The organism is Chitinophagales bacterium (genome assembly GCA_020635995.1).
GTDB lineage: Bacteria > Bacteroidota > Bacteroidia > Chitinophagales > UBA8649 > JAFMKE01.
In genome coordinates, this window is sequence record JACJYS010000001.1 from 909,584 (window position 1) to 926,255 (window position 16,672).

General features: G+C 31.5%; 12 protein-coding genes, 9 tRNA genes and 1 pseudogene. 20 read left to right on the forward strand and 2 right to left on the reverse strand.

Annotation, left to right across the window (positions count from 1 at the left end):
• Window positions 1–3 precede the first annotated feature (3 nt).
• The 14 genes from H6578_03870 (at window position 4) to H6578_03935 (ending at window position 7,539) form a co-directional block, all read left to right on the forward strand.
• Entirely contained in the window at window positions 4–1,809 is a 1,806-nt protein-coding gene (locus H6578_03870; protein ID MCB9226301.1) for a DUF262 domain-containing protein, read from the forward strand.
• Window positions 1,802–3,907, forward strand: a complete 2,106-nt coding sequence (locus H6578_03875; protein ID MCB9226302.1) for a DUF262 domain-containing protein — start codon at window positions 1,802–1,804, stop codon at window positions 3,905–3,907. The genes H6578_03870 and H6578_03875 overlap by 8 nt, the downstream gene beginning before the upstream one ends.
• Window positions 3,908–4,355: 448 nt before the next feature.
• Complete coding sequence (locus tag H6578_03880) at window positions 4,356–4,637, forward strand: hypothetical protein (protein MCB9226303.1); 282 nt, start codon at window positions 4,356–4,358, stop codon at window positions 4,635–4,637.
• A 65-nt stretch (window positions 4,638–4,702) separates the two neighbouring features.
• Window positions 4,703–4,773, forward strand: a tRNA-Gln gene (locus H6578_03885).
• Window positions 4,774–5,097: 324 nt separating this feature from the next.
• A tRNA-Ser gene (locus H6578_03890) sits at window positions 5,098–5,184 on the forward strand.
• A 5-nt stretch (window positions 5,185–5,189) separates the two neighbouring features.
• A tRNA-Ser gene (locus H6578_03895) sits at window positions 5,190–5,278 on the forward strand.
• Window positions 5,279–5,285: 7 nt separating this feature from the next.
• A tRNA-Cys gene (locus H6578_03900) sits at window positions 5,286–5,357 on the forward strand.
• Between the two features lie 174 nt (window positions 5,358–5,531).
• Window positions 5,532–5,604: transfer RNA gene (locus H6578_03905), tRNA-Lys, on the forward strand.
• Window positions 5,605–5,610: 6 nt separating this feature from the next.
• Window positions 5,611–5,683 (forward strand) — tRNA-Phe (locus H6578_03910).
• A gap of 6 nt (window positions 5,684–5,689) precedes the next feature.
• A tRNA-Gly gene (locus tag H6578_03915) sits at window positions 5,690–5,761 on the forward strand.
• A gap of 19 nt (window positions 5,762–5,780) precedes the next feature.
• Window positions 5,781–5,852: transfer RNA gene (locus H6578_03920), tRNA-Arg, on the forward strand.
• A 6-nt stretch (window positions 5,853–5,858) separates the two neighbouring features.
• A tRNA-Tyr gene (locus tag H6578_03925) sits at window positions 5,859–5,942 on the forward strand.
• Window positions 5,943–5,986: 44 nt separating this feature from the next.
• The gene (locus H6578_03930) at window positions 5,987–6,988 is read left to right on the forward strand and encodes an RNA ligase, Rnl2 family (GenBank protein ID MCB9226304.1); all 1,002 of its coding nucleotides are present in this window, start codon (window positions 5,987–5,989) and stop codon (window positions 6,986–6,988) included.
• Window positions 6,989–7,056: 68 nt separating this feature from the next.
• A complete protein-coding gene (locus H6578_03935; GenBank protein ID MCB9226305.1) occupies window positions 7,057–7,539 on the forward strand; it encodes a hypothetical protein in 483 nt (160 codons plus the stop codon).
• Between the two features lie 77 nt (window positions 7,540–7,616).
• Here the strand turns inward: H6578_03935 and H6578_03940 are convergent, their stop codons facing one another.
• The gene (locus tag H6578_03940) at window positions 7,617–10,304 is read right to left on the reverse strand and encodes a hypothetical protein (protein MCB9226306.1); all 2,688 of its coding nucleotides are present in this window, start codon (window positions 10,302–10,304) and stop codon (window positions 7,617–7,619) included.
• Window positions 10,305–10,352: 48 nt separating this feature from the next.
• Between H6578_03940 and H6578_03945 the strand changes: the two genes are divergently transcribed.
• The 5 genes and pseudogenes from H6578_03945 (at window position 10,353) to H6578_03965 (ending at window position 14,869) form a co-directional block, all read left to right on the forward strand.
• On the forward strand, window positions 10,353–11,471 hold the full coding sequence (locus H6578_03945; protein ID MCB9226307.1) for an N-acetylmuramoyl-L-alanine amidase: 1,119 nt from the start codon (window positions 10,353–10,355) through the stop codon (window positions 11,469–11,471).
• An 82-nt stretch (window positions 11,472–11,553) separates the two neighbouring features.
• Complete coding sequence (locus H6578_03950) at window positions 11,554–12,543, forward strand: MCE family protein (protein ID MCB9226308.1); 990 nt, start codon at window positions 11,554–11,556, stop codon at window positions 12,541–12,543.
• 30 nt (window positions 12,544–12,573) lie between these two features.
• Complete coding sequence (locus H6578_03955; protein ID MCB9226309.1) at window positions 12,574–14,115, forward strand: hypothetical protein; 1,542 nt, start codon at window positions 12,574–12,576, stop codon at window positions 14,113–14,115.
• Window positions 14,116–14,318: 203 nt separating this feature from the next.
• Window positions 14,319–14,561: a hypothetical protein gene (locus H6578_03960; protein MCB9226310.1), complete on the forward strand. Its 243-nt coding sequence runs from the start codon at window positions 14,319–14,321 to the stop codon at window positions 14,559–14,561.
• A pseudogene (locus H6578_03965) lies at window positions 14,552–14,869 on the forward strand (type II toxin-antitoxin system RelE/ParE family toxin). Before H6578_03960 ends, H6578_03965 begins: the two are co-directional and overlap by 10 nt.
• Before the next feature lie 181 nt (window positions 14,870–15,050).
• On the opposite strand, the gene H6578_03970 reads toward H6578_03965, so the two are convergent.
• The gene (locus H6578_03970) at window positions 15,051–15,866 is read right to left on the reverse strand and encodes a UbiA family prenyltransferase (GenBank protein MCB9226311.1); all 816 of its coding nucleotides are present in this window, start codon (window positions 15,864–15,866) and stop codon (window positions 15,051–15,053) included.
• Between the two features lie 181 nt (window positions 15,867–16,047).
• On the opposite strand from H6578_03970, the gene H6578_03975 reads away from it, so the two are divergent.
• On the forward strand, window positions 16,048–16,672 hold a 625-nt coding region (locus tag H6578_03975; protein MCB9226312.1), incomplete at its 3' end, for a urocanate hydratase.

The following is a 16,672-nucleotide window of genomic DNA, read 5'->3' on the forward strand; positions in this document are numbered from 1 at the left end:
GAGATGAACATAATTGACCAAAAGCCGATAGGCAAAGTAATTTTAAACGAAAATACGCCAAATAGAACACCAAGATTAGAACATTTTTTAATTCCATATTATCAGCGTGGCTATCGTTGGGAAAAAATTCATGTGATAGCATTATTAAATGACATTTATAATTTTATGCGTTCCGATGAAAAGAAATATTGCTTACAACCTATAGTAGTTGTACCTGCTTTAGACCATGAAGGATTTAATATCTGGGAAGTAATTGATGGACAGCAGCGACTAATTACAATGAACATTATTTTTAACTATATTAATAGACCTAAATATTCTATCATATTTGAAAAAAGAGATAAAAGCACTGATTTTTTGGATAATTTATCCATTAATAGTTATAGTGATGAAAACCCTGATTTTCATTTTATGAGTCAAGCACATAAACTGATTAAAGAATGGTTTGAAGAAAAAACTAAAAATGATGTTGGTTTTATTGATGAATTTAATGCCACATTAACCAAAAAAGTAGAGATTATTTGGTATCAAGTAGAAGAACTTACAGATGAAAACGAAACAGAAAAAGAAGCTAAAAAAATTGATATTTTCAATAGGCTGAATATTGGCAAAATACCGCTTACTGATGCTGAACTAATAAGAGCATTATTACTTTCAAAAATAAAATATGGACTTACAGAAAGAGAAGCAATACTAAGACAAGCAGAAGTGTCAGCTGAATGGCATAGAATAGAAATGGAGTTGAGACAAGAAGAATTTTGGTATTTTCTAAATAAAAAACCGTTAAATGAAACACCATCTACAATTGAATTTCTCTTTAGATTAATTGCACAGCAAGCTATTAATAAATATTCTACATATTTATGGTTTGAAAATGAAATCCGCAATGAAGACCCTGAAATAGAAAAAAATAAAGCAGAGGAACTTTGGAAAGAGACAAAAAAGTTTTTTGGCAAACTGAAATTTTGGTTTGAAGACCACTTTTTATATCATCATTTAGGATATGTTTTTTCATTAGAAAAAAATACAGAAGAAACCATTAGAAGTGTTATTAATGATTCTGAAACTACAAAGTCTAAATTTAAGCAATTTGTATGGGATTATGTCTCTGCTAAAATCTCCAATATTGAATTAGATGAAATAGATGAATTGACCTATACTAAGAAATCTTTTGAAATTTATAATTTACTTTTTTTGCATAATGTACTTAGTTATTATAAAAATGAATCTTCAGAATCAAATAGATTTCCATTTTATTTATTCAACAATATGCCGGGAGGCTGGAGTATAGAGCATATTCATGCTCAAGAATCAAAAGAAATGAAAGAGCAAAATGCTATGCGTAAATGGTTGGAAGATACTTATGATGCTATTAAAGATATTAGGCAAATCAATCATGAGGACAGTGAAGATACAGATAGCTCAAATTATAGTAAGTTTATAAATGAGATCATAGAATTATTGAAGAAGGAAAAAATTGATGATGAAAAATTCAATATTTTAAAGTTAGAGCTAATACAAGTATTTGATTCCGATTCAATTCATTATTTAGATAACTTAGCTTTGCTATCCAAAAATGATAATGCCGCACTCAACAATTCTATCTTTCCTGTTAAAAGAAATAAAATTTTGGAATTAGAAAAAAAAGGTAGATATATCCCTATAGCAACGAAAAATGTATTTCTGAAATATTATAGTGAGTTTGATTTACAACCATACTATTGGAGTAAAAAGGATAAAGAAAATTACTATAACAATATAAAAGAGATATTAAATCCATATTTTACTAAAAAAGAAAGCAATGAATAATAAATACACCTTTGCACAACTTTGCGACTTATATGATAAAATAGAAATTCCAATTATTCAAAGAGATTATGCACAAGGTCGTAATAATCAAGAAGTAAAAAAAATAAGGGATAAATTCATAAATGATTTTTTACTTGATAATATATTACAAGATAATCAAGTAGAATTGGATTTTGTTTATGGTTCTATTTTAACGGAAACTAAGGATGAAGTAAAACAAAAAATATTTATCCCATTAGATGGACAGCAAAGACTTACTACTTTATTCTTATTATATTTTTATACAGCTGTAAATGAAAATAGAATTGAAGATGTTTCAAATTTGCTTCTAAAATTTACTTATGAAACAAGACCAACTGCACATGACTTTTGCGAATTGTTGATTACAAATGGAGGAGAATTTAAAAATACAGCAAACTTACGATTTGAAATAGAAGATTCGGTTTGGTTTAATGAAGAATGGAAAAATGATCCAACAATTGCAGGAATGTTAAAAGTTTTAGAAACATTTCAAGAAAATAAACAACTTAATAATTCTACAAAAAGTTTGTTAGATAAACTGTTAGACACCCAACATCAATTCATTTCATTTTATTTTACAGATTTAGAGGAATTTGGTTTAACTGAAAATCTATATATAAGAATGAATGCAAGAGGTAAAATGCTGACTGACTTTGAAAACTTTAAATCTGAGTTTTATAAAATCATTCAGTATGAACCTGCTTTATTAGATCAGGTAAAAGATAAAATAGAATATAAGTGGGTAGAAAACTTATGGGAATATAGAGATAATGATTCGTATGTAATTGATAATCCCTTTATGCATTACCTAAGTTTTATAACTGAAATGCTTTATTATAAAGATGCACAATTTAGGGCAAGCCCTAGCTCGTATGAAACTAATTTTTTGGATTTTAAAGTTTTAAAATCTATTTATAGTATAGAAGACAATCTTAAATTTTTAATATTCTCATTGGACTTTATAAAGGAAATAAACCAATTTGATGATAAAGTTTTATGGGATGGAAAATCTATTCATAACATATTAAACGATATAGTACAAGGGAAAACAGATACTAACCAATATTTCATACTGTATAGTGCTTTAAAATATTCCTTTAGTGAAAAACCTTTAGAAAATTTACTAGACTATATAAGAGTTGTTAGAAATCTAATACAAAATACTGAAGATAATTCTCGCAGGGAATGGTCAAGATTGTTAGGCTCATTACAAAATTTAATTTCTGATGAAAATGTGTACAAAGTGCTTTCGGTACTTAAAGATGAAAATAAGTTATTAGGTTTTAGAAAAGAGCAAAGGGAAGAAGAAGTTTTTAAATCACATATTATTTTACAATTTTCAGATTATAAAAAAATCATTTTTCAAATAGAAGATAATAATAACTTTAAAGGCAATATTGCAAATATTTTAAAAGTAGTTGTTTCAAATACGGAAGAAGAATTTAATTTATTAGGACTAAATTCTGTTGCTTATAATGAAGAATTATTAAAAAAACTTAAAGCAATATTTGTTGCTTACGAAAAATTATCTACAAAAGATTTTAATCCAATTTGGGGTAATTTGTTAATTACAGGACTATATAGTCAAACTTATGAGTCTAGACTTCTATATTCATTTAATTTTGAAAAGCACCCTGCAATACTCTTATTTGCGAAGGAATATTCGCAATCTAAATTATCATTGTCAGAATACATAATAAAAATTCAAAAAGAATTTATTCATCAAAAAGAAAAACAGTTTGATGATTTCTCAGAAATTAGAAATGTAAAAGAACAATTATATCTCTATTATATAATCAATGAGAGGATCTATGAAAAAGATTATACTGAATTTTTTAAAAATAATAATTTCAATTTTGGTTGGTTAAGAAAAGAAACAGGGTACAAATCGTTCTTTATAAAAGGCATAAAAGGTTGTCAATATTTCCCAAATTCAAACCCTATTTTTCAAGTTTATAATTATCAGTTTAGATATAATCTGGGTATAAATTCAAATAATACTTTAGATATAGAAATTGTTGGCGGAAACAAAAAGAGAAATCCATTTGAACTGATAAAAATATGGGCTAAAAAATAACGATGGGAAATCAAAAGGATAACTTACATAAACTTTTAAAAATAATTTTACCTTTGCACCACCAATGAATTTAATACAACATAAGGTCTTTTGCAGTCAGTTTACATGGCTGAACTATGGCTCGGAGATTGATCCGCGAATAGTTTTAAGGACGCTTTATGTTAAAAAATGAACATGATTTAATTCAATTTTATATAAAAAATTTGACTAAAAGCGTCCCAATACTACTTGGGACGCTTTTTTTTTGGAAAAAAAATAAAAAAAATGTTTGGGGAATAACATAGTATAAAAAAATGAGTAATTGAAAGGTAACCAAATGAGAGACAGACACTTGGAAAAAGTCCATAAGCTGCATAAAATGCGGAGCGGAATTGCTATGCCTAAAATCAACATAATTAATTGATTATCAATTAAAAAAGTATAAAAAATATTTGGTAAATTAAAAATAATGATTTTAAATTTGCAGCCGGAAATGAAACAAGAAAAAACATATCAAGTCTATTTAGATGCACAGTATTATAACAAGAATGTGCTTAATGCTCATATTGTAATAGAAGCGGTAAAAGAAATGTATGGTGCATTTCGTTTGCCCGAAATGATTAAACCGGCAGATAAACTGAGTAGAAGAGAAGAACATAAAACAAAATGTATAAATAGTACTGAATGGTCGGGTTTGGGTTTTAGTCCTTGCCAGCATGATTATACATATAAAGACAGGTGTATGAAATAAGAAATTATTTCTGTTAAAAACGATAAAAAGCATCTGTCAGCATTGATAGATGCTTTTTTGTTTAATGAGCTATGGTGTAATGGCAGCACACAAGGTTTTGAGCCTTGGAATCTTGGTTCAAATCCAAGTAGCTCAACAAAAAAAGGCTTATTGGGGTAATGGATATCCTTCCCGACTGTCTCTCGGGAGATCTCGGTTCAATTCCGGGATAGGCCGCACATAAAAGAGGTTCTAAGTAAAAAAAGAACGTCAGCTATTATGGGAGGATAACGGTGGTTGTTTGCCGGCTTTGGAAGCCGGAGGTCGTAGGTTCAAAATGCGAAGCATTCATGAATACCATTGAAATAGAATATTCAATGAATAATCCTACCTCTCATACAAATGGTGTCTTTAGTTTAACGGGTAAAACATCTCGTTGTGAGCGAGAAGAAAAGGGTTCTAGCCCCAAAGACACCCAATAGGAAGGGCAAGCCAAATGGCGGTGGCCGCGGTTTTGAAAACTGTTAGGAGAGAAAGACTCGTGTGGGTTCAACTCCCACCCCTTCCGCAAACGGAGAGTAGGCAAATATTGGTTGGTTGCACTTGCCTGCTAAGCAAGTTTACGCCTAAGCGTAATGAAAGTTCAATTCTTTTGCTCTCCGCATAAAAGACAAGGTGGCTGAATGATTAGGCAGTGGATTGCAAATCCATTTTATGCAGGTTTAATTCCTGTCCTTGTCTCTTATATAAAGTCTGAAAAATAATTTTACATTCCATAATGTTCCCCCACCTGAAAAGGAGGGGAAAAAGGGGTGGTTTTATAAAAGTATGTAAAATTATTTTTTGAACACAATATAAAATACACTGCAATTATAGTAATTGACTAATTGCCGGGCTTAAAAACAGTGTATAAATTGAGGTATAGCTCAGCAGGAAGAGCACCGTGCTTTTAACACGGGAGTCAGGGGTTCAAATCCCTGTGCCTCAACAAAATGGAACTGTGGTGTACATGGTGTGCACGCTCCGTTGAAGCCGGAGAGGTATCCGTTCAAGTCGGATCGGTTCCACAAAAAGCAGATAAGGTGTTATTGGTAGCATGGAAGACTTCCACTCTTCAGGCGTGAGTTCAACTCTCACTATCTGCTCAAAATACGAGTATTAAAAAGGAATATAGTTTAAGTGGAAAAACACCGGAATACGAATCTGGAAATGTGAGTTCAAATCTTACTATTCCTTCTATATGGAAGTGCACCAAAGTTGGAGATTTGGAACAGACTGTAAATCTGTTGCTTTTAAGCTGAATAGGTTCGACTCCTATCACTTCCACAAAAAAAAATAACATAAGCCTTGTGGCGTAAATTTTTATAATGATGATGAAGTTTAAAAAATATAATTCAATAGAAAACAGCTACCAAAAGAAAGTAATAGAGCAAATTTATTTTCATGGTTTCAATAATCACATATTTGTAGTTCAAGAAAAAGTACATGGTGCCAATTTTTCATTTATTACAGATGGAAATGAAATACTATGTGCCAAACGAAGTGGTTTTCTTGCCAAAGATGAACAATTTTACAACTATCAATATGTATTGAAGAATCATAAAGAACGCATTCTTAAACTGTTCAAAAAAGTAAAGAAAATCTATAAAAATATAGAAACCATAAGCATTTTTGGCGAGTTGTTTGGCGGTTTTTATCCCCATGATAAAGTAGCACAGGCAGCAAATATGACTATGGTTCAAAAAGGGATTCATTACTGCCCGGAAAATGATTTTTATGCCTTTGATATTTTAGTTAATACAGAGACTTATTTAGATGTAGAAACATGTAATAAATTGTTTGAAGAAACTGGTTTTTTCTATGCAAAAACATTAAAAAAAGGCACATTAAAAACAGTATTGAAGTATCCCAATTTGTTTATCAGCAACATTCCGAAATGGAAAGGATTGCCTACTATTAAAAATAACACTTGTGAGGGTATTATTATCCGCCCGGAAACGCCTTTGGTTTTTGGTAATGGAAGTAGGGTTATTCTTAAAAATAAGAACGAGAAATGGGCAGAAAAAGTTAAGAAACAAAAGGTAGAAAGAATAGACATGCCATTAACGGAAGATGCTCGTAATGCGTGGAATAATCTTGAGTGTTTTATTACAAGCAATAGGTTGAAAAATGTATTGGGTAAAGAAGGTGAATTTGAAGCAAAGATGATAGGCAAACTAATTGGTTTAATGGCACAAGATGTATTGCAGGATTTTTTGAAAGAGCATGCTGAAATATGGGAAAGCATAGATAAAACAGAACAAAAGAAACTTAAAAAAATGATGAACAACAGTATTGTAGCACTCATTAAAAAAGGACTAATGGGTATATGACCCTGTACTTCCCCTGCCGGATTTAGGACTTGCCGGCAGGGGCACGGTATGGATAAAACATAATAGAAATGAAAACAAAAAATACATGGAGAACCATAGGAGGAAAGCAGTTTGACAATAAAATTGAGCAACTTGTAGAGCAAGCTATTATTAACGAGCAAAGCAAGGGACACCGTTTAAAAATTTGCGTAGGTACAGACTCACAGGGTTATAAAGGTTATACCGTTTATGCCTCTGTGGTAGTAATACTTCGTGAGGGAAAGGGCGGGTTTATGTTTATTAGAAACGAAAAAGAAACCCAAAAACGCACCGTAAAAGAGCGTATGATTAATGAAGTGGGAAAATCTGTAGAAGTGGCATATAGTATTTGCGATATATTGGATAAATACAATGTAGAATTAGAAGTGCATGCCGATATTAATACAGATCCACAGTTTAAATCTAATCCTGCGTTGAAAGATGCTATGGGCTATATTATGGGAATGGGTTTTGTATTTAAAGCTAAGCCTTATGCCTTTGCCAGCTCCAGCTGTGCAGATAAGGTGGTGTGATACCAATTGTTAAAACAAAATAGTTTAAACTATTTTAGACACAATATATAATGTAAATATTGCTCAAACAAGCCTCCCTAAAAATTATCAATTCCGGTAGAACCTAAAGGTTTTTTCCTAGTTAATTTTAGCTCCTGAAGTAGTGGCGATTTTACCCTTAATTCTATAGCATAAGTTTGTCTGTTTAGTGGGTAGGCTGTCCAATCAAAAGCCAATAACCAGCAGTGCAAATCTCTTTCTACACGAACGGTAGTTATGGTTAAATCTTTTCTTATAACATCAAATCCGGTTCTTAAATTAACTTGCCATTTAGGTGTTATATTTATATGCCCACTTAGTGTAATACTATTGGTGGTAATATTTGTAGTATCGGGGTTTCCTAACATTCCTTTTTGCAAACCTATATTATAACCAATAGAAAGCGACCAAGGGATATTAAAATCGTAAAATAGCTGTGGGTTGTTAAACACATATTCCTGTTCGCTAACTGTGCCTTGCTGTGGTTTATAATCTTTTTCTTGTTTAGATTTTCCTCTTAAATTAAAATTCAAAGCAATGTTAGCTCTGTCAAAACGTAGCAATCGTTTATTAGTACTAAAATAGCTTTTGTTAATTTCTCTATTTAAGCTATCATGCAAAGCATACGGGCTGAAAGTACTATTAATATTCCAAGAAATTAATCCATTTAAAATATTAGAGCTGGCTCTAATAGTAAATGGTTGAATTTTTAATGAATCTGCTGTAAAATTATATCCCGTAGCAAAAGTAAGTTGGTCTATTAAAGGTACTTTTTTATACAGTTGCGTACTATCTTTTTTGTTCCTAAATTTTGCTTCAAAATTATTTCCTATTTCTATACCTACTATATTATTCATTTGATTGGGAGCACCACCAAAAGATAAAATAGAATTGAGTGTAGAAAATCTATCGTATTCGTAGGTTTTGTTTTGGTCGGCATTATAATATGAAGAATAAAATTTCCATCTTTCATCAGAAAAATCAGGATTAAACTTATAAGTAAGCCGTGGTTTCATAATATGCCTTATAGCTTTAAAATTTTTAGCTTTTTTAAAATTATAAATACCCGTTAAAGTGGTTGATAAATCTACACCTAAGTCAAAATTTCTAACAGCAAAAAAGCCGGTTTCATCGTTAGATAAATAGTCTTTGTAAACCATTCTACCATTTTCCATTATAGAATCGCCATAAAAATAACGGTCTTCGCGTTTAAAAAACCATTTTTCATTATAGTTGAAATAAGGATTAAAAGTGAAAAATTTAGCTATGTTAAAAGGAATATTTACACTTGCTTTTTGCATAATACCGTATCTAATTTTATCAAGTGTTTCTGCTTTAAATAAAGTAGAATCGGTGGTAGAAACTGCGGCTTTGGCGTTTATGGAGTACGAAAAACGTATTTTTTCGTAAAAACGCTTTTTAGTGGTTTGTATTTTTCTTTCAAAAGGGTTGAAAGGCGTAACATTAAAAGTTACAGAAGGCATGGTAAATGAAATATTTCTATTAGAGAAATTTTGGGTATGCCCGGCATAAATAGAGAAGTTGTAAGGTTTATTTCTAAAAGTACGCCTTAAAGTTATGTTTGAGTTTGTTTGTGCGGTTAGTACTTTATCATTGTTATCTAATCTTGATTTATTAAAACCGTTAGAGGAAGCATTTACACTGGCTTGAAAAGATAAATTAGGTCTTGCTTTATTATCCATTGTATGGTTCCAAATTATCTCATATTGATTAGTAGCTGTACTATTAGGTACAAATTTATCATCGGGAGGTAGTCTGTCATAAGAAACTTGAAAATTTCCGGATCGTTTGTATAATTTTTTATAATCGGCTCCTACAGAAACACCAAAACGCCCTCGGGTAAAAACAGAACCTAAAAATGTTAAAGCTAATTTGTCATTAACAGCCCAATAGTATCCTCCATTTTGAAGAAAAAATCCATAGTTGGGTTGCTCACCATATTGAGGCATTAAAATACCGCTACGCCTACCTTTTTTTGTAGGGAAAATACCAAAAGGCAAAGCCAAAGGTGTGTTGATGCCTTCCACTACTAAATCTACGGGACCCGTAACCATTACTTTATCCGGAATAACTTTACTTTTTCTTGCTTGAAAATAAAAGTGAGGGTGGTCTATATTAGTACAAGTGGTAAATTTAGTTTTATAGCCGTACCATTCATTATATTCATTTTTTTGCACTATTTCACTGTGAATAAAAGCCCCGTCTTGCTCGGTAACTACCGCAAAAGTTCTTCCTTTTTTAGTTTTAAAATTGTACTGCATACTATCGGCACTGTATGTACCGCTGTTTTCAGTAAATTTAGCATCTTCTATTATGGCTCCGGTAGAATCTCTTTTGCCCCGCGAAGTAAGTGTATAAGTTGTCCAGTCAAATTCTATTTCATCGCTTTCTAATTCTAAATCGGTGTATTTCATATAAGCACCGTTATATAAATACATCTTTTTGTTAGCTAAATCATAAACAATAGAATCTGTTGCTTTATAAGTAATAGGGCCGTCTATATCGCCATCGTCATAAACAATATTTGCAGTATCGGTTTGCGTTATTAAACTACTATCTTTTAGTGCAAGTGTTTGATTTAAAGTATCTGTAGCGGTTGTTAAACTTGTGTTAACAGTAGTATCCGAAGGTATATTTTGGCAAAAAACTTGCCCAGCACTAAGTAGTTGTACTAAAAAAGTGTACAGTATTATAAAAGATGTTGATTTAAACAGTTTTAGATACAAAATATGGTTCGTAATTTTACTAATTAATAAATCAAGCTAAAAGCAGCTATGAATTATAAAGGCAAAAATAAAATTTATAACGTTAATCCACTACGAATATTACTAATTATTATTCTTTTGTTTGGACTAAATTTGAATGCCCAGCAAGTTAAGAAGGTAATAATAGATGCCGGACATGGCGGAAAAGACCCCGGAGCTATAGGTGCAACGGGCAAAAAAGAGAAAGATATAGTGTTGAAAATTGCCCAAAAAACGGCAAAATACCTACAAGAAAACTTTCCGGATTTAAAAGTAGAGCTTACCCGAGATAGCGATGTTTTTTTAGAATTGCACGAGCGTTCTACCATTGCCAATAAAAGGGGAGCAGACTTGTTTGTATCTATCCATGCCAATTCCGCATCTAATCCCAGTGCTCATGGTACAGAAACCTACGTTTTAGGTTTACACCGTACGGAGGCTAACTTAGAAGTGGCAAAAAGGGAAAACTCGGTAATAGAATTAGAAGATAATACCGCAGAAAATTATCAGTTTAATCCTAATTCGCCAGAGGGGCATATAATGATGAGTATGGCTCAAAATGCTTATTTAGATCAAAGTATAGAAGTGGCAACAAATGTGCAAAGTCAGTTTGAACAGCGAGTAAATAGATACAATAGAGGCGTGCGTCAAGCTGGATTTTATGTTTTGTACAAAACTACAATGCCGAGTATTTTAATAGAATTAGGGTTTTTATCTAACCCCGAGGAAGAGCAATTTTTAAGTTCGGTAACAGGGCAAGATTATATGGCATCGGCTATATATAGGGCTATAAAAGAGTATAAACAGCACGTAGATGCTATGTGGACAGAAAATCAGAAGTCTAAAAATGAGCAATTAGCAACTCAAAAAGCAGAAGCAGACAAGGAGGGTAGAATTTTTAAAATTCAGGTTTATGCTTCAAAAAATCCGGCATGCAAAACTTGTAAAGTGTATAAAGATTTTGACAATGTAGAGGTAGAAAAAGCCAGCAATGGAGTTTATCGCCATGTGGTAAATGAATATGACTCATACGAAAGTGCCGCTGCCGATTTATTAAGTGTTACAAAAAAAGGCTATAAAGGTGCTTATATAGTAGCCTATAAAGATGGCAAAAGAGTACAAGTTTTTGATGTTACAACAGGCAATTGACTTATTCTTAGGTTTTGTTTGTTTTATTCATATTTCCTTTAAAATATTTCCTTAACTTTGGCTTTCATAAATTTTAATAAGCGTGTCTAAAGAAATTAAAGTAGCCATATTTGTCATTGTAACCTTAGTAGTATTTATATTAGGAATGAACTTTTTGAAAGGGAAAGGATTTTTTGATAACAACACCCATTATTATGCTATATTTGACCAAATAGGAGGTCTTTATTCGTCTGACCCTGTGGTAGTTAATGGTTTTCAAGTAGGGAAAATAGGTGAGCTACATCTTATAGAAAAAGGTACAAACAAAGGGAAAATTTTAGCTGAATTAGTTATTAGAGATGATATAGAAGTGCCTAAAGGTTCAAAAGCTATTTTATTTAGTGCCGATTTGCTTGGCGAAATGAATGTAAAACTACTTTTTGATGATAAATCAACTCAAAACCACGTAGATGGAGATACCATAAGCACCAATATTCAAGGTACTATTTTAGAAGAATTGGGCGGAGAAATAACACCGCTTACCGATAAATTGAATTTAACTTTAGAAAATGTGAATAAGTTATTTGATTTTGAGAAAGAAAATAATGAAACATTAAACTATACTTTAAAATCAATAAATGAGCTTTTAGATACTTATAACAATGTAGGTTTAACCTTAAATAAGCGTTTAGATGTGCAAATGGCAGCTTTAGATGCTACACTTAAAAACTTAGAAAGTTTAACAGCCACCTTAAAAAACAACGAAGGAAATATAGACGAAATTTTAACCAACTTCAATTCTTTAAGTAGCTCTTTAAATGAATTAAAACTTCAAGAAACATTAAATAGTGTAAACAGTACAGTAGCCAGTTTAAATGACGCTGTAGATAAATTTTCTGACCCTTCAAATACCGTAGGTGCATTATTAAATGAGAGAAGTATTTACGATAATTTAGAAAAATCTACAGAAAGTTTAAATGTATTGCTAAATGACGTGCGTGTTAATCCTAAGCGTTATATAAATATTAATGTTTTTGGTGGAGGTAAGAAAAAAAATGAAATACCACCACTAAAAGCTTCCGATTTAGAATAAAATAAATAAGCATACGTTTAATACAGCAAGATGCTACAAAAGTTTTTCTTTACATTTTCACTTATTTTCTTAGGTGTGTTTTTGTTTGCACAAAAAACAGTTGATTTATCTACAAATGATGCTAAAGAAGATACATCTTCATATAAAGAAGTAGAAATAATACATGCCGATAAACTACAGTTTAATACGCTGCCTTCGGGCGTTCAAATAAGAAAATTGGTAGGGAATGTTGAGTTAAAACACGACTCAACATTAATGTACTGCGATAGTGCCTACATATACACACAAACCAACACTGTAGATGCTTGGGGACACATACATATTAATAACAATGACAGCATACACGCCTATTCTAATACCTTAAAATACGATGGCAATACCCGAAAAGCAAAATTAATAGGCAATGCACGGCTTGAAGATGGCAGCAAAACACTGTATAGCGATGTGCTGAACTATGATATGAAAAATGAAATAGGCTCGTACAATACAGGTGGAAAATTAGATATGGATAGCACAGTGCTTACCAGCAAAATAGGATATTATTATACTAAAACTAAGGTGGTACATTTTAAAGATAGCGTGCTTATTATAGACCCCGAGTATAGATTAGAATCGGATACTATGCACTATTTTACACAAACCAAAGTGGCAAAATTTTATGGGCCTACCACCATTTATAATAATAGTAGCACTATAAACTGCGTGTTAGGAACTTATGATACCAATAGAGAAATAGCCACTTTTGGCAAAGGAACAGTTATTAATAATGCACCTCAAACATTGTATTCCGATAGTTTGTATTATGAAAGATTTAGAGGCTACGGAAAAACATTTTACTATTTTGATTTTAATGATATAGAAATGAAAGCAGGAATGGAAGGAACTACTGCTGAATATTTTGAAAATAACCAAGAGATAATAGCTTATAACCGCCCTATGCTTAAAGTGGATCAAGATGGCGATACTTTATTTTTAAGAGGAGATATTATTCATACTAAAGAAAACCCCGAACATGGTTTTAAAGAATTTTGGAGTTTTAATAGTGTAAGAATATTCAAATCAGATTTGCAAGGCATAGCAGACAGTTTGTTTTTTTCTTATCAAGATTCTATCATGCGTATGTTTGACGAGCCAATACTATGGAATGAAAACAACCAAATGCTTGGCGATACTATATTTGTATATACAGTGAATGAAAAAGTAGATAAAGTTCGTTTTTTTGAAAATGGGTTTGTTAGTATGTTTTCAAAAGGCGATTTATTTGACCAAATAAGAGGAAAAACTATAACGGCACTTTTTAAAGATAATGAAATGCAGAAAATGATAGCCGATAAAAATGCAGAAAGTTTGTACTACGGCAAAAATGATGATGAAGAGTATGTAGGAGCAAACAATGCAAATTCGGAACGCATTATTGTGTATATGAAAGAAAAAGAAGTAGATCATATTACTTTTATAAAAGAACCCGAAGCATTATTTACGCCTATGCGTATGCTAAGCGAAAGCAATAAATATTTAAAAGGATTTACATGGCATATTGCCCTACGACCAAAAGACAAGTTTGATTTGTAGAATGAGCAATAATCAACTCCTCCCATTTCCTCCTAAAAAACCTCTTAATTTTCAAAATATATTTTATATTTACATTTGAAAAGCCCGAGTTTTGTGGGTTAATGCACAGATTCCTGTTAGCAACAAATTTCCGAAAAATCGTAAAATCAAGAAAATTAAAAACTGAATTGATTATTTTGTATCTTTAAAGAAAGATTTTAACAATGGATTTAGAAGCAAGAAAAATATCATTTGTTCAAGAGTTTCTAAGACTACAAAACGAAGAAATCATTAGCGGACTTGAAAAATTATTAAGGAAAAGAAAAGCGGAATTGATTGAAAAAAACTTTATGCCAATGACAATGGAGCAGTATAATGCTGAAATTGACCAAGCAATGGAAGATTCAAAAAATGGACGAATGATAAAAGCAACCGATTTAAAAGCTAAAATCCAAAAATGGAGTTAGACGTTTATTGGTTAGAACTTGCCGAAAACAAATTAGAAGATATTTACATTTACTATTCCGTAAAAGCTAGCAAGAAAATTGCCCAAAAGTTAGTTGCCGGAATAGTTGACCGAACAATCGGAATTGAAAAGTAACCTAAAAAGGGAGCTATAGAATCCAGCCTAAAGCATAGAGAACAAGAATTTAGATACTTGGTTTTCAAAAACTATAAAATAATCTATTGGATTAATTATGAATTTGGGCGTATTGAAATTGCAAATGTTTTTGACGCCAGACAAGACCCTGAAAAAATAAGCAAAACAAAATAATGATTGTTGCCAACAACTAAGTTTTCGTTGCGTCCGAAGAATGTACAATGAATCCGCTACAGGCGGAGAACGCAACCGGTTGTTGTAGAATGTTGATGATTAGAAAGATAGATGTAATACCAATTTTTTAATTCAAAATAGTCTAATCTATTTTAGATTTTATGTAGGTAGTACAATATAATTAGAATAAAACAGGAATTAAAATACCTGCTATCATGATATATTTTAACAGTAAACTGGCTGTTTTATAACTTTTTGTAGTCTTAGCAGATAGTATTATAAACATAAAAGCTAAAAAAAGTAGGAATATTATAGCTAAATCAACGTGTATGATACCCATTGGTCTATCTGCTCCAAAAAATATTAATGAAATAAATACAGCCATACTTACCGTAATTAATATTGCTTTTGTACCTTTTATACCTATTATTCTAACCCAACTTATCCTATTGGCTATTGCATCTCCACTTTCATCTTCTATGTCTTTTACCACTTCTCTTAGCCAATTAATTATAAAAGCAATGGCAGCATAAAACCATATAAATATCTCTTTAAAAAAATAGTATTTTTCCGTATAAAAATAGTGGTTAACCTCTACATAAAAACACAGCAATATTACCAATGCCGTTAGTCCGGAAATTAAAACATTACCCACAATTTTATATTTACTTAAAAACCAAGCATAAAAAATAAGACTAATGCTTGTTGAAACATAAATACCAAAGAGTTTTACAAGACTTTCTTTACAAACAATAAAACCTATAGTATTTCCTAAAATTAGCAACGATATGGCTACAAATAAATATACTTTTTTGTTAGAAGAATTTATAACTCCGGTTTTGTTATTTGCCTTGTCAATTTCAATATCGGCTATGTCATTTAATAAGTATCCACCCAAAGCAATACTTGTGGTGCTTAAAATTAATAGGGCTAAAATATTAACACTATAGTGCTGTACAACAAATTGAGAAACAATAAATTGTGTAAAAGCAATCATTAGTATATTAACTACCCTAAAGGTTTTAAATATTGAAGTTATTTGTTGCAAATGCCTATTTTATTTTTCAAAGCTAAAGTCTTTCTTATGAATTATTATAATAAAGCTGTAGAATTTCAAATTCAAGCACAATTATTATTAACCACTATACTTATTTACCTTTGCATAAAAAATACGAAGTATGACTTTCAAACCAAGAACTGTAAAAGCACCAAGAGGAAATAAATTACACTGCAAAGGATGGGTGCAAGAAGCTGCATTTAGAATGATACAAAACAATTTAGACCCGGAAGTAGCAGAATTGCCCGAAGAATTAATAGTATATGGTGGAAGAGGAAAAGCAGCAAGAAATTGGGAATCGTTTGAAAAAATATTAGAAATATTACAAAAATTAGAAAATGACGAGACCTTGTTGGTTCAAAGCGGTAAACCTGTTGGCGTACTTCGTTCTCATAAAGATGCACCGAGAGTTTTAATAGCCAATTCAAATTTAGTGGGGAAATGGGCAAACTGGGAGCATTTTAATGAATTGGAAGCCAAAGGATTGATGATGTACGGGCAAATGACCGCAGGCTCGTGGATATATATAGGAACGCAAGGAATAGTGCAGGGCACTTATGAAACCTATTTGAGTTTGGCTAATAAACATTACGGTAAGCCATCGTTAAAAGGTACATTAAATGTTACGGCAGGCTTGGGTGGCATGGGCGGAGCTCAACCATTAGCTATTACTATGAATGAAGGCGTGGCATTAGTGGCAGAAATGGAAAAATGGCGAGTAGAAAAGAGATTAGAAACACGCTACT